Consider the following 14,882-nt stretch of genomic DNA (forward strand, 5'->3'; position numbering starts at 1 on the left):
GCATCGATCTCATCGGCGAGGTTGATCCATTCGGCGGTCACCCGCCGGGCGCTCGGCGCCGTCTGTATCGAATGCAAGCATGCGGACACCACGCGGCATCCGGTCAGCTCGACGCGCATCATGCCGCCAATCGCCGCGGCTTCACGCTTCGCGTTATCGGCCAACTGTTCCTCGCGACGCAGCCGATCCACCCAATCGGCAAGATCGTCAGTCCAGTCGCGCAAGCGATACAGGCGTCACCCGAACGACGGCGTTCCCGTGAAATCGAGATTGAAATGAACCAAGCGCGCCTCGTCCCCAACCGAGGTCGTCACCACGAGTCGATCAGCTTTGTCGTCGATCGCTTCGAGTCGAACGCTGTCGACGAAGGTGGTCACGCCCGGCAACAGCTCTCGCTTGAGCGCGACCAGCGTCCGGACGTCACGCATGAAACTGGCTGCCAAGTCCTGCGACGCCTGGACAGGGCAGCATGTGCCGCCAGTTGTCGATCCAGGCGCGCCCGGCCGCGAGGTCGGTTGATGTCACCATACGCATGGGCATGCCCATGCGTTCGTCGTCAGGGCGCGCAGCGGTCTGCGACGTCTCCGCGAGCGCATCGGACAGGATGACCCACTCTTCGCGGTCGGCATAGCGGACCTAAAAATCCACGAGATGACGTTGTCCACCGAGCTGCGCGTAACCCGGACGCTCGCAAAAGGAGTGGACGACGGGATCTGTCTCGATGAGCAGCCACAGTTCAGGCGCGCCGCGTTGGAACAGCGTCAGTCGGCGATTGAGTTTGAGGCTGAAGGCGTCCAGCCGGGGTGCGCCGCGCGGGCGCGGCGTCGTAACCGGCCGCATCGCGTGCCGGGAATCGTCCATCAGGGCCTTACGGTCGGGCTTCGAAGTTTACGACGCGAGTTGAATTAATTTGCTCTACGGCAATCGGCGTGTGTATCAGGCGCACGGCGGATCGGGCGATCCGTTGGGTGAGCCGCTGCCGATGATCACGGCAGCGGTTATTTTGCGGATTCAACGCGGATGACGGAATCAGCCTGTTCCGATTGGCTGTGACAATCGTCCACGTTAAATGGAAGGGGTGTGGCGCCGAAGCCGCTTAGGTCCCGACCGTTCGGCCAGGCCGCAGTCGTGATTTTCTTGATGGCACCGACGCCTGACGCTGCCTTAAGCGCACGCCAGCGCGCTTAAGGCTGCTACCCCTTCCTTATCGGGCTACGCCCGCTGTCAGACCGACACCGTGATACCTGCCGGGCCCGATTCCCCCACGGGCCGCACCACGATTTCCACATGCTGGCCAAATGCCGCCAGCATCACCATCAGATGATCCAGCGTAACGTTCCGGAGCCGCTCGCGCTGCTCGGGCGTGACCGCCGCCCGGACCATTTCCGCGAGCGCCGCAGCCTCATCCTCACTCAGGCCGTGCGTGGCGATCAATGCGTTGAGTTTCAGCACGAGTGCGGACTTGGCCGCCAGTTCCCCGACGTCGTAGTAGTCGAAATCGTCCGGCACGTTGTCGGCGTCGTGATGCTGATTGTCGTGACTCATTGTGCTTCCCCCGTGATCACCGAGAACTGCCGCTGCCGCTGCCGCCGCTCCGTCGCGGGTTCGACAGCGGGGAATCCATTCTTCCCGACCTTCCCGACAGGATCGCTGCCCGCGGCGTCGATTGGCGTGATCACCAGCCGCTGGTGCGACACCTCGATCTGCAGGCGCTGCTCGGGTTCGAAGCCCGCTGCCTCGATCCACCGGCCGGACAGCTTCATCCACAGATGCAGGACAGGCGGCGCCATGTCGGTGAGCCTCAGGTGCGGGACGATGCGGCGAGATTGAGACGATGTCTGAGTGTTGACGAAACAGTCTTGGAAAATAAATGGTGCGCTATGATTCGCGTCAGCCATGGTCAACTCCTTGCTAGTTTGAGTTGGTTGTGGTCAGCGGCCTGCAGGTGCTCCTACATCTGCAGGCCGCGCTCGTTTACGCAGGGGATTCCGATCGTCACTTCGTCACACGCGTGGCGTGGCGACATGACCTGAACCTCCTTGCGAAAACGTGCAACCACTTTAGCCAAGTTCGAACGGTTTCGGGTGAGGGTTATTTGCGTTTCTGCAGAACTGGCCATCAGGCCTATGGCTCGGATGCTTGCTGGTCAACGATTTCGCGGCGCTTGCGTTGGCTGGCCGCATCTTCGTTTCATCACCAATGTGTTGAAAAGCGTGTCGGACGATCGCTTCGATGTACCCGTGGCACACCTCACGACGCGTTCATTCGCCGCTCACCATGACGATGAATGCACACGAACCGTCGACGATCCAGGCATGACCGCGCGAAACGACGAACCGGCCGCCATCCGTCAACGAATGGCGGTTGATTGACGGGAAAAAATCCGAGCGCAAATCGGTTCAGTCCTATTGGATACCGTATCCCGTGACGGTAAGCTTGGTTTGCGCGGCACCGTGACGCATATTCGACGGCGGTCGTTGGGCCCGGCCGTAATGCGCGCTACGTCGGTTGTAGCACTACTCCTCACGCTGCCTCATGCGAGCGTCGAACACCGGCCCGCGGTTGCCGCGCACTTCCTTCCTTCGTCATCCGGACGAACCGAAGCGAGCCGAATGCCCGCCTCGCTCTCCCTCCATTCTTACTGCTTCGTTGCCGCCGCCATCGCGAGCGGGTCGGCACGCTGCTCCGCGCTTGCTTCGGCGCGCCGCGCGAGTGCGCTTTCGGCGCTGCTTCGATACTGCTCGAACTCCCGCGCGAACGCCACGGCGTCGCCGGCCAGCGCCAGCGCTTCCAGCGATGCGCACAGGCCCGACACGTCGCGCTCGCCGATCATCGCGAACGCGCCGCGCATGCTGTGGATCTCCGCGCGGGCGGCCTTCAGGTCGCCGTATTCGAGCGCCCGCGCGATCGCCGCATTGGCCCGATGCGTCGCATCGGCCAGCGCCGCACGCAGGTCGCGCGGCAGCGGCCCGCGCGTGCTGGCCGGCGCCGGCAGCAGTGCGCGGCCCGGCCGCCACGGGCCCGTGTATTTCGCGATCGCCTGTTCGAGCGAACGCAGCGACGTCGGCTTCGTGACGATCTCGTCGATGCCCGCTTCCTTCGACAGCCGCATCTCGTCCGGCTCCGCATGCGCGGTCACGGCCAGGATCGGCAGCGCGCGGCCGCGCTCGCGCAGCATCCGCGCGAGCGCATAGCCGTCGAGGCCCGGCATGTTGAGGTCGGTCATCACGATCGCGTAGTCGTGCCGCTCGACGAGATCGAGCGCCTCCGCCACGCTCGACGCCACGTCGGCGCGATAGCCGAGCACGTCGAGCTGGTCGTGCACGAGCGAGCGGTTGACCGGGTTGTCGTCGACGAACAGCACGCGCAGGTCGGGCGTATCGCCGCCGGCCGGCGCGGGCTGCATCCCGTGCTGAGGGTCGAGCGGCAGCGGCAGCGACACGACGAAGGTCGAGCCGACGTTCGGCACGCTGTCCACGGCGATGCGCCCGCCCATCGATTCCGCGAGCCGGTTGCTCAGCGGCAGGCCGATGCCCGTGCCGCCGAAGCGGCGCGCGATCGATTCGTCGGCCTGCGCGAACGGCTCGAACACGTGTTCGAGCTGCGCGGCCGTCATGCCGATGCCGGAATCGCTGACGCGGATCATCACCGGCGTGCCGTCGGCCGCGGGCGCCGTCACCGACAGCGCGACCGTGCCGCGATCGGTGAACTTGATCGCGTTGCTGACCAGGTTGACGACGATCTGCCGCACCCGCAGCGGATCGCCCACGTACGGCCGCTCGGCCTGCGCATCGACGTCGACGCGCAGCGCCACGCCTTTCGCGCGCGCGATCGGCTCGAACAGCTCGACGATGTCGCGCGCCAGCTCGTCGATGCGGAAGCTGGTCGCTTCGAGCGTCATCCGGTCGGCTTCGATCTTGGTCATGTCGAGCACGTTGTTCAGCATGTCGAGCAGCATCCGCGCGGCCGACGTGACCGCGTGCAGCCGCGACTTCTCGCGATTGCGGTCGGGCGCCTTGTCCAGAAGTTCGAGATTGCCGAGCATCGCGTTCAGCGGCGTGCGGATCTCGTGGCTGATCGTCGCGAGGAAGGTCGATTTCGCGCGGTTCGCGCTGTCGAGCGCGCGCTCGGTGTCGGCGCGCGTCGTGATGTCGGAGAAGCCGCACAGCAGCGTGTCCTTGCCGCGGTAGCGCACGCGCACGAAGTTGACGAGCAGGTCGCGCGCGCGGCCATCGTCGAGCGTCACGGGGCATTCCACGTCGAGCTGCACCGGCGCGCCGTCCGCTCCTTGCCGGTAGCGCGCGAGCAGGCGCTCGTGCAGCGGCGGCTCGCCGGCCGCGCTTTCGTACAGCTCGTGCATCCGGTTGCGCAGCAGCACCGCGTCGCTGTCGAGCGACACGAGCACGATGCCGAACGGCGAGGTCGCGATGATCGCGCGGCTCATCTCGTCGGTTTCGAACACGCGGCGCGAGCGGCGGAACACCGGCGCGAACACCTTCAGGTCGAACGCGATCACGAGCGTCCACAGCACGGCCAGGATCAGCGCGGCCACGCCGAACTCGCGCACGATCGTCGGCCAGATCGCGATCGCGATCGTGCGCCACGAATACGCATAGACGATCGCGAAGCCCGTGTCGGCGATCCGGTCGCTGATCGTGAAGACGCCGTGCAGATAGCTTTCGTCGAAGCGGTCGAGGCCGCGCCGCCACGCGTTCTCGGCGAGCGCGTGGCGTATCAGCGCGGCGCCGTCGATCGACGCGCGCGTGCGGTCCTCGTCCAGCAGCACGCGGCCGGCCTGGTCGACCAGCATCACCACCGCGTCCTCCGGCGCCTGCTTCAGGCGGTCGTCGAGCACGTTCACGTCGAGATCGCTGACGAAGGTCATGAAATGCCGCGGGCCGTCGAACGCCGGTTCGACCAGGCGAAACACCTTCTTGCCGGTGAGCGGGTCGATCGCGGGCGGCTCCCACGCGATGCGGCGCGTCGCGCGCCAGTAGCGCGCGACGGCCGGATTCGACCAGTCGGCGGTGTTGAACGCGAGGCGATCGATCAGCGCGCGCGTGTCGGCCACGCCGATGTGCTCCAGCACGTCGCGATACGGCATCGACGGCGGCGGCGTGATCGCGAGCACGTTGCGGTCGGGGCTGTACGCGTAGCCCGACAGCGGCATCCCCGATTGCCGCTCGGCGGCCGCCACCGAGATCGTCAGCCGTTCCATCAGCTGCACGTATTCGTCGGCGTCGTTGCCGGCCAATGCTTCCGGTGTCGTGGCCACGAAGATGTCGCTCACGTTGCGCAACGGCGACAGCACTACATGGCCGTCGCGCGCGAGCGCCTCGGCCGCGCTGCGCGAATGGTGCGGGTGGCTGTTCCACAGCAGCTCCGCGTTGATCACCGAGCGCCGCACCGATGCCTGTTTCGCATCGATCTCGAGTTCGACGAGCGCCTTGTGCGTGGTGAACAGCTCGCGCCGTTTGGCGATGTAGTCGCGCACCGAGCCGTCGAGCAGCACGCTCGTCGCGAACAGGATCACGAGCGACAGCACGGCAGCACCGCCGTACAGCGTGAAGCGCTGGTAGCGGTGCAGCAGGCTCAGGTCGCGCGCCTCGCCATCGATCGACGCGAACGGCGCGTTGGCGTCCACCGGGGACGCGAACAGGTTTCGGATGGGCATGGGACGAATACCGTGAAATCAATGCGCAACTCGGGGGCCGCGCGCGATGCGAACGGCGAGAGCCGCTCGCGAACCGCGACGCGTAGCGATATCCGTAAGCCGTGTGGGATGGCAGGCGATTGCGCTGCCGGCTCGGGGAACGAGCCAATTATCGGGATGGCAGGGCCACCGGTATGTAGGGCAGTCCGAAGCAATTCGCTCTGAGCGGTAGGACTGGTCCTAGTTTGCGAGATGGCCTGCGCGCTGCGTTTATAAGGCGCGATCGGCGTGCGTGTCAAACGATGCGGCGTTTTAGCGAAATGCCGTGTGGTGTTTTCCTCGCAAAAGTGTCAGGCATCGTCATATTCGGACCAGTCTTACAAATTAAGTTTTACGTCGGCCCGGTGTCTGATTATCGAACGCACTTGTAAAAAATATATTGGCTCACGTAGCTCAAATCTCGTCTCACACTTTCGTCTAGAGGCAATCAACGTGAACAAAACTTATCGGACCGTCTGGAACGCGTCGACAGGTACATGGGTGGCCGCCGGGGAAACCGCGCGGTCGAAATCGAAGGGATCGTCGCGCGCTGCGCGCAAGGCGCTGGTCGCGGTCGCATTGGGGGGTGTGGCTATCGGTGGTGCGTCGGCTGCCGATATCGTCGGCACGTCGGAAAGCGGCGAGGAAGCAGCCGGCGAAAATGACGTGGTCCAGGTGTTGGATGGGAGCACGATCGGCACGTTCGGTTCGATCGGAATCACCGCGGCGCTTGACGATGCCTATATCAAGGTCAGGGGCTCGACTGCATCGACGGCAAGTGGCGTCAATAGCGTGGCGATCGGTAACGGCGCGGTTGCCGGCGGAGCCGGCGATCCGAATAGCATCAGCACTCAGATTGCAATCGGGAGCTCTGCCAATGCGCAAGGTCTGTCGTCGATATCGGTCGGGTCAGCTTCGAAAGCCGATGGGCAAGGTGCAACGGCGCTTGGACGACTTAGTGCCGCTCAAGCCGCGCGAGCAACAGCGCTTGGTGACAATGCTACTGCCACGGCGGACGGGGCGGTAGCCCTCGGCTCAGGTTCGGTAGCAAACCGAGGCAATGCCGTGTCGGTTGGTTCGGCGGCGGTACAACGACAGATCACGAACGTGGCCGCGGGCACGCAAGGCACGGACGCGGTAAACGTCACCCAGTTGAATGCCGCGATTGCGAATGTCGGCGTCAACAGCCCGTACTTCAAGGCGAATGGCGCAGGTGACGGCACCGATAACGCGGTAGCTACGGGATTCGGCTCGATCGCCGTTGGCAGCAAAGCCACGGCAAGCGCGGCTAATGGTGTCGCTATCGGCAATACAGCGATCGCGTCGACGGATAGCGTGGCGATCGGCCATGGCGCCTCGGCGCCGAACTCGAACGGTGTTTCGATCGGTACGAATTCGTCGGCCGACCAGAACGGCGCGTCGCTTGGCTATAACGCGAGAGCTTCTCAGAACGCGGTCGCGTTGGGTGCCAATTCGGTCGCGATCGGGAGCAATTCGGTCGCATTGGGTAACGGCTCGATAGCGACCGTGGCCAACACCGTATCGGTCGGTAGCGCTGGCAAGGAACGCAAGATCGTCAACGTGGCGGCGGGTACGCTGTCGAGCACGAGCACGGACACCGTGAACGGTTCGCAACTGTTCGCGACGAACACGCGCGTCGGTTCGCTGGAGGATTCGCTGAATGGCGGTGGCGTGATCGACCCGACGACGGGCGAATCGCTGGCGGTGGTGTATGACAGCACGGCGAAGGACAAGGTCACGCTGGGCGGCACGGGCGCATCGACGCCGGTGGAACTGAAGAACGTCGCGGCTGGTAAGGACGACACCGATGCAGTGAACGTGGGTCAGTTGAAGGACTCGGGCCTGATCGGCGACGATGGCTCGGGCAACCTGACGTCGCTGGCGGTGACGTACGACGATGCAACGAAGGCCGGTATCACGCTGGGCGGTACGGGTGCAACGACGCCGGTGGCGATCCACAACGTGGCGGATGGTGTGTTGTCGGCGACGAGCAAGGATGCGGTGAACGGTTCGCAGCTGTTCGCGACGAACACGCGCGTCGGCTCGCTGGAAGATTCGCTGAAGGGCGGCGGCGTGATCGACCCGACGACGGGCGAATCGCTGGCGGTGGTGTACGACAGCGCAACGAAGGATCAGATCACGCTGGGTGGTGCAAGCGGCACGAAGCTGACGAACGTGGCGGCGGGCGCGGTGAACGCGACGAGCTCTGATGCGATCAACGGCTCGCAGCTGTACGGCACGGCGAACAGCGTGGCAACCGCGCTGGGTGGCAGCTCGACCGTTGGCGCCGATGGCGGCGTAACCACGCCGACGTACTCGCTGACCGACCCTGCCGGCGGCACGGACAAGGTTGACTACCATAACGTCGGCGATGCGCTGACGAACCTGGACGGCCGTGTGGCGACGAACACCGGCGACATCGCTGACCTTCGCGACGCGTTGAAGGACGGTGGTGTAATCGACCCGACGACGGGCGAATCGCTGGCGGTGACGTACGACAGCACGGCGAAGGACAGCTTGACGCTGGGTAGTGCCGGTACGCCGGTAGCGGTCCACAATGTGGCGGACGGCCTGCTGTCGGCGACGAGCAACGACGCCGTGAATGGTTCACAACTGTTCGCGACGAACACGCGCGTCGGTTCGCTGGAAGATTCGCTGAAGGACTCGGGCCTGGTCGGCGACGACGGCAAGGCAATTGCCGCAGTGGTATACGACAGCGAGACGAAGGACAAGGTGACGCTGGGTGGCGGCGCGGACGGCACGACGCTTGCGAATGTGAAGGCGGGTGTGGCCGACACGGATGCGGTGAACGTGAGCCAGCTGAAGGGCTCGGGCCTGATCGGCGACGACGGCAAGGCAATTGCCGCAGTGGTGTACGACAGCGCGGCCAAGGACAAGGTCACGCTGGGTGGCACGGGCGCGACGACGCCGGTGCAGGTCAAGAACGTGGCGAACGCGACGGACGCAAACGATGCGGTGAACCTGAGCCAGCTGAACAAGGCAGTGGCGGATGCGGGCGTGAGCAACCCGTACATCGGCGGTCGTGGCACGGGTACGGCAGCACAGTCGACGGCGCTGAACGCAGTCGCGCTCGGTCTCGGTTCGGTGGCGAACCAGATCAACACGATCTCGGTGGGTAATTCGGCGACGGGCCTGACGCGTCGGATCACGAACGTGGCCGACGGCAACGCGGCATCGGATGCCGCGACGGTCGGCCAGGTGTCGGATCTGGTCGGCGGCGTGTCGACCAGGACGCAGTCGGCCATCGACGACGTCAACTTCAAGGTGGCAGCGCTCGACTCGCGCTTGTCGACGAACGCGGTTGTCGGCACCGATCCCTACGTGAAGGTGGACGGCCAGGGCGATGGCTCGGACAGCGCGAGCGTCCCGGTGGGCAGCTATGGCGTGGCGATCGGGGCCGATGCGAACGCGAGCGGCACGACCGGCATCGCGATCGGCGCAGCGGCGACGTCGACCAACACCAGTTCGATCGCGCTCGGCACGGGCGCGAATGCGACGGCCAACAACGCCATGGCATTCGGCGCCAATAGCAACGCGACCGGCACCGGCGCTACGGCGCTCGGCAACGGCACGAATGCAACCGGCAACTATGCGGTGGCGCTCGGCCTGAACGCGAACGCGGCCGGGACCAACGGCCTCGCGATCGGCAATACGTCGAATGCGGCAGCGGCCGATTCCATCGCGCTCGGTACGTTGTCGAACGTTGCATCGGCCGCGACGAATTCGCTCGCGCTCGGCCGTGCCGCACAGGTGCAGGCCGCCGCGACGAACTCGGTCGCGCTCGGCGCGGGTTCGGTGGCGAACCGGATCAACTCGATCTCGGTCGGTAACGTCGGCGCGGAACGCCAGATCACCAACGTCGCGACCGGTACGGCCGGGACCGACGCGGTGAACGTCGATCAGTTGAAGAAGTATGTTGCCGACAACGCTGGTGACGGCGGCAACCCGCTGGCGGTAGCTTACGACGACGACACGAAGGGTACGGTCACGCTGGCCGGCACGGGTGGCACGAAGCTGACGAACGTGGCGGCGGGTGCGGTGAACGCGACGAGCACGGACGCGATCAACGGCTCTCAACTGTACGGCACGGCGAACAGCGTGGCAACCGCGCTGGGCGGCGGCTCGACCGTTGGTGCGAATGGCAATGTGACGGCACCGACATATTCGTTGACCGATCCGGCTGGCGGTGCGGACAAGGTCGATTACCACAACGTCGGCGATGCGCTGACGAACCTGGATGGCCGCGTGGCGACGAACACGGGCGACCTCGCGGATCTGCGTGACGCGTTGCATGACGGCGGCGTGATCGACCCGACGACGGGCGAATCGCTGGCGGTGGTGTATGACAGCACGGCGAAGGACAGCGTGACGCTGGGTAGCGCCGGTACGCCGGTGGCGATCCACAACGTGGCAGATGGCGTGCTGTCGGCGACGAGCAAGGACGCGGTGAATGGCTCGCAGTTGTTCGCGACGAACACGCGTGTCGGCTCGCTGGAAGACTCGCTGCACGACGGTGGTGTGATCGATCCGACGACGGGCCAGTCGCTGGCGGTGGTGTACGACAGCGTTGCAAAGGACAAGGTGACGCTGGGTGGTACGGGTGCATCGACGCCGGTGGAACTGAAGAACGTCGCGGCGGGTAAGGACGACACCGATGCAGTGAACGTGGGTCAGTTGAAGGATTCGGGCCTGATCGACGACGATGGCTCGGGCAACCTGACGTCGCTGGCGGTGACGTACGACGATGCAACGAAGGCCGGCGTCACGCTGGGCGGCACGGGTGCAACGACGCCGGTGGCGATCCACAACGTGGCGAACGGTGTACTGTCGGCGACGAGCAAGGATGCGGTGAATGGTTCGCAGCTTTACGCGACGAACCAGGACATCGGCGATCTGCGTGACTCGCTGCGCGATGGTGGCGTGATCGATCCGACGACGGGCGAATCGCTGGCAGTGGTGTACGACAGCGTCGCTAAGAACAGCGTGACGCTGGGTGGCACGGGTGCATCGACGCCGGTGCAGTTGAAGAACGTCGCGGCTGCGACGGAAGACACCGATGCGGTGAACCTGGCTCAGCTGAAGGATGCTGGCCTCGTCGCGCCGGCCGACCCGTCGAATCCGGGCACGGGTCTGGCATCGCTCGCGGTGACGTACGGCACGAAGGCTGACGGCTCGGCGAACTTCGACGAAGTGAAGCTGAAGGGCGCGAACGGCACGACCATCACGAACGTGAAGGCGGGCGTGGCGGATCTGGACGCAGTGAACGTGGGGCAGCTGAAGGACTCGGGCCTGATCGGCGACGATGGCTCTGGCAACCTGACGTCGCTGGCGGTGACGTACGACGACGCAACGAAGGCAGGCATCACGCTGGGCGGCACGGGTGCAACGACGCCGGTGGCGATCCACAACGTGGCGGATGGCGTGCTGTCGGCGACGAGCAAGGATGCGGTGAACGGTTCGCAGCTTTACGCGACAAACCAGGACATCGGCGATCTGCGTGACTCGCTGCACGACGGTGGCGTGATCGACCCGACGACGGGCCAGTCGCTGGCAGTGGTGTACGACAGCGTCGCAAAGGACAAGGTCACACTGGGTGGTACTGGGGCATCGACTCCGGTGGTTCTGTCGAACGTCGCGGAAGGGGTCGCGGGCACCGATGCAGTCAACGTGGATCAGTTGACGGCGGCACTCAAGGATCTGGATACCGGGCTGAATCCGCTCGCAGTGTCATATGACTCCGCTGCGAAGAGCAGTGTGACGCTGGGCGGTACGGGTGCATCGACGCCGGTGGAACTGAAGAACGTCGCGGCGGGTAAGGACGACACCGATGCAGTGAACGTGGGTCAGCTGAAGGATTCGGGCCTGATCGGCGACGATGGCTCGGGCAACCTGACGTCGCTGGCGGTGACGTACGACGACGCAACGAAGGCCGGCATTACGCTGGGCGGTACGGGTGCAACGACGCCGGTGGCGATCCACAACGTGGCGGACGGTGTGCTGTCGGCGACGAGCAAGGATGCTGTGAATGGTTCGCAGCTGTTCGCGACGAACACGCGCGTCGGCTCGCTGGAAGACTCGCTGCACGACGGTGGTGTGATCGATCCGACGACGGGCCAGTCGCTGGCAGTGGTGTACGACAGCGTCGCTAAGAACAGCGTGACGCTGGGTGGTACGGGCGCATCGTCGCCGGTGCAACTGAAGAACGTTGCGGCTGGTACGGAGGACACCGATGCGGTGAACGTGGCGCAGCTGAAGGACGCTGGCCTCGTTGCGCCGGTCGACCCGTCGAATCCGGGTTCGGGTCTGGCTTCGCTGGCAGTGACGTACGGTACGAAGGCTGACGGCTCGGCGAACTTCGACGAAGTGAAGCTGAAGGGCACGAACGGCACGACCATCACGAACGTGAAGGCGGGCGTGGCGGATCTGGACGCAGTGAACGTGGGTCAGTTGAAGGACTCGGGCCTGATCGGCGACGATGGCTCTGGCAACCTGACGTCGCTGGCGGTGACGTACGACGATGCAACGAAGGCGGGCATCACGCTGGGCGGCACGGGTGCAACGACGCCGGTGGCGATCCACAACGTGGCGGACGGCGCGCTGTCGGCGACGAGCAAGGATGCAGTGAACGGTTCGCAGCTTTACGCGACGAACCAGAGCATCGGCGATCTGCGTGACTCGCTGCGCGATGGTGGCGTGATCGATCCGACGACGGGCGATTCGCTGGCAGTGGTGTACGACAGCGTTGCAAAGGACAAGGTGACGCTGGGTGGTACGGGCGCATCGTCGCCGGTGCAACTGAAGAACGTTGCAGCCGGCACGGACGACACCGACGCGGTTAACGTGGCGCAGCTGAAGGATGCTGGCCTGGTCGCGCCGGTCGACCCGTCGAATCCGGGCACGGGTCTGGCATCGCTCGCGGTGACGTACGGCACGAAGGCTGACGGCTCGGCGAACTTCGACGAAGTGAAGCTGAAGGGCACGAGCGGCACGAAGCTGACGAACGTGGCGGCGGGAGCGGTGAACGCGACGAGCACGGACGCGATCAACGGCTCGCAGCTGTACGGCACGGCGAACAGCGTGGCAACCGCGCTGGGTGGCGGCTCGACCGTCGACGCGAGCGGCAACGTGACGGCGCCGACGTACTCGCTGACCGATCCGGCTGGCGGTTCGGGTAAGGTCGACTACCACAACGTCGGCGATGCGCTGACGAACCTGGACGGCCGCGTGGCGACGAACACCGGCGACCTCGCGGATCTGCGTGACGCGTTGCACGACGGTGGCGTGATCGACCCGACGACGGGCGAATCGCTGGCGGTGGTGTACGACAGCACGGCGAAGGACAAGGTCACGCTGGGCGGCACGGGTGCAACGACGGCAGTGCAACTGAAGAACGTTGCAGCCGGCACGGACGACACCGACGCGGTTAACGTGGCGCAGTTGAAGGATGCTGGCCTGGTCGGCGACGACGACAAGGGCAATCTGATGTCATTGGCGGTAACGTACGACGACGCAACGAAGGCGGGTATCACGCTGGGCGGCACGGGCGCAACGACGCCGGTGGCGATCCACAACCTGGCGGACGGTGCATTGTCGGCGACGAGCAAGGACGCGGTGAACGGTTCGCAACTGTTCGCGACGAACACGCGTGTCGGCTCGCTGGAGGAATCGCTGCGCGATGGCGGCGTGATCGATCCGACGACGGGCCAGTCGCTCGCGGTGGTGTACGACAGCGCGACGAAGAACAGCGTGACGCTGGGCGGTGTGGGCGCAGCGGCACCGGTGCAACTGAAGAACGTCGCAGCCGGCACGGACGACACCGACGCGGTAAACGTGGCTCAGCTGAAGGATGCTGGCCTCGTCGCGCCGGTCGACCCGTCGAACCCGGGCACGGGTCTGGCGTCGCTTGCGGTGACGTACGGCACGAACGCTGACGGCTCGGCGAACTTCGACGAAGTGACGCTGAAGGGCACGAGCGGCACGACGATCACGAACGTGGCGGCGGGAGCGGTGAACGCGACCAGCACGGACGCGATCAACGGTTCGCAGCTGTATGGCACGGCGCAGAGCGTGGCGGACACGATCGGTGGCGGCACGACGGTTGGCGCGGACGGCACGCTCGCGAACACGGCGATCGAAGTGCACGGCCAGAAGTACTCGACCGTGGCGGAAGCCGTGCAAGCGGCGGCGGCATACGGCGCGACCGATTCGCTCGCGGTGCGTTACGACCTGAACGGTGACGGCACGCCGAACTTCGGTTCGGTGACTCTCGGCGGGTCGGGCGCGGCGCCGGTGCGGCTGACGAACGTCGCGGACGGTACGAGCCAGTACGACGCAGTGAACTACGGGCAGTTGAGCGCGCTGAACGACAAGATCGGCAACCTCGACGATCGTGTCGGCGGCCTTGAGTTGCAGCCGGGCAACCCGGGTGGCGGTGGCGGCGGTTCGGGCGACAGCCCGTACTTCGGCGCGACCGACCAGACCGCGGACGGCTCGTCAGCGGCGAACCCTGGCACCGGTACCGGCAACGTGGCGGCAGGTTCCGGCTCGTCGATTGGCACCGGCGTGAACAACGGCACGGTGATCGGCTCCGGTTCGACCGTCGGGTCGAGCGGCGGAACGGCGATCGGCTCGGGTTCGGCCGCCAAGGGCGAGAACGCGACGGCGATCGGCCAGGGTTCGAGCGCGACCGGCAGCGGTTCGGTGGCGATCGGCTCGGGCTCCGTAGCGACCGAGGCGAACACCGTCTCGTTCGGCGACGGCACCGACACCGGCAACCGCCGCATCGTGAACATCGCGGACGGTATCGGCGCGAACGACGCCGCGACGAAGGGGCAGCTCGACCGTGCGGTCGGCGGCCTCGCAGGCCAGATCAACGACGTGTCGAAGAACGCGTACTCGGGTATCGCGGCTGCCACTGCGCTGACGATGATCCCGGGCGTGGATCCGGGCAAGACGCTGTCGTTCGGTGTCGGCGGCGCGACCTACAAGGGCTATCAGGCAGTGGCGTTCGGCGGCGAAGCCCGCATCACGCAGAACCTGAAGATGAAGGCCGGCGTGGGTCTGTCGAGCGGCGGCAACACGGTTGGCGTGGGTGCGTCGTACCAGTGGTAATGCGCAGGGCGGGGCAATGCGCCCCGCCCGTGCAACG

6 protein-coding genes and 1 pseudogene are annotated in these 14,882 nt (G+C 65.6%); 2 read left to right on the forward strand and 5 right to left on the reverse strand.

Translation table 11 applies throughout. The annotated features are described in order from the left end of the window. Positions 1 to 170: 170 nt before the first annotated feature. The 4 genes and pseudogenes from HWX36_RS11795 to HWX36_RS11810 all read right to left on the reverse strand — a co-directional run. Positions 171 to 428: pseudogene (locus HWX36_RS11795) on the reverse strand (Imm75 family immunity protein); the annotation flags it as partial. 208 nt (positions 429 to 636) lie between these two features. Next, positions 637 to 861: a hypothetical protein gene (locus tag HWX36_RS37105; RefSeq protein ID WP_244136393.1), complete on the reverse strand. Its 225-nt coding sequence runs from the start codon at positions 859 to 861 to the stop codon at positions 637 to 639. A gap of 363 nt (positions 862 to 1,224) precedes the next feature. Next, entirely contained in the window at positions 1,225 to 1,545 is a 321-nt protein-coding gene (locus HWX36_RS11805) for an XRE family transcriptional regulator (protein ID WP_175952281.1), read from the reverse strand. Continuing rightward, positions 1,542 to 1,898, reverse strand: a complete 357-nt coding sequence (locus HWX36_RS11810) for a SymE family type I addiction module toxin (RefSeq protein WP_175952282.1) — start codon at positions 1,896 to 1,898, stop codon at positions 1,542 to 1,544. The genes HWX36_RS11805 and HWX36_RS11810 overlap by 4 nt, the downstream gene beginning before the upstream one ends. A 228-nt stretch (positions 1,899 to 2,126) precedes the next feature. On the opposite strand from HWX36_RS11810, the gene HWX36_RS11815 reads away from it, so the two are divergent. Continuing rightward, positions 2,127 to 2,372, forward strand: a complete 246-nt coding sequence (locus HWX36_RS11815; protein ID WP_175952283.1) for a hypothetical protein — start codon at positions 2,127 to 2,129, stop codon at positions 2,370 to 2,372. A 266-nt stretch (positions 2,373 to 2,638) separates the two neighbouring features. Here HWX36_RS11815 and HWX36_RS11820 read toward each other — a convergent pair whose 3' ends face one another. Continuing rightward, positions 2,639 to 5,674, reverse strand: a complete 3,036-nt coding sequence (locus HWX36_RS11820) for an ATP-binding protein (RefSeq protein ID WP_175952284.1) — start codon at positions 5,672 to 5,674, stop codon at positions 2,639 to 2,641. Positions 5,675 to 6,193: 519 nt separating this feature from the next. Between HWX36_RS11820 and HWX36_RS11825 the strand changes: the two genes are divergently transcribed. Continuing rightward, positions 6,194 to 14,845 (forward strand): YadA-like family protein, encoded by an 8,652-nt coding sequence (locus HWX36_RS11825; protein WP_244136407.1) that lies wholly within the window; start codon positions 6,194 to 6,196, stop codon positions 14,843 to 14,845. Positions 14,846 to 14,882 lie beyond the last annotated feature (37 nt).

The sequence above is a fragment of the Burkholderia sp. BCC0405 genome, assembly GCF_902833075.1.
Lineage (GTDB): Bacteria > Pseudomonadota > Gammaproteobacteria > Burkholderiales > Burkholderiaceae > Burkholderia.

Bases quoted from the DNA above. Each gene is read 5' to 3' on its own strand.
- HWX36_RS11815 (WP_175952283.1), top strand. From the start codon at position 2,127: ATGGCTCGGATGCTTGCTGGTCAACGATTTCGCGGCGCTTGCGTTGGC.
- HWX36_RS37105 (WP_244136393.1), bottom strand. From the start codon at position 861: ATGGACGATTCCCGGCACGCGATGCGGCCGGTTACGACGCCGCGCCCG.
- HWX36_RS11820 (WP_175952284.1), bottom strand. From the start codon at position 5,674: ATGCCCATCCGAAACCTGTTCGCGTCCCCGGTGGACGCCAACGCGCCG.
- HWX36_RS11805 (WP_175952281.1), bottom strand. From the start codon at position 1,545: ATGAGTCACGACAATCAGCATCACGACGCCGACAACGTGCCGGACGAT.
- HWX36_RS11810 (WP_175952282.1), bottom strand. From the start codon at position 1,898: ATGGCTGACGCGAATCATAGCGCACCATTTATTTTCCAAGACTGTTTC.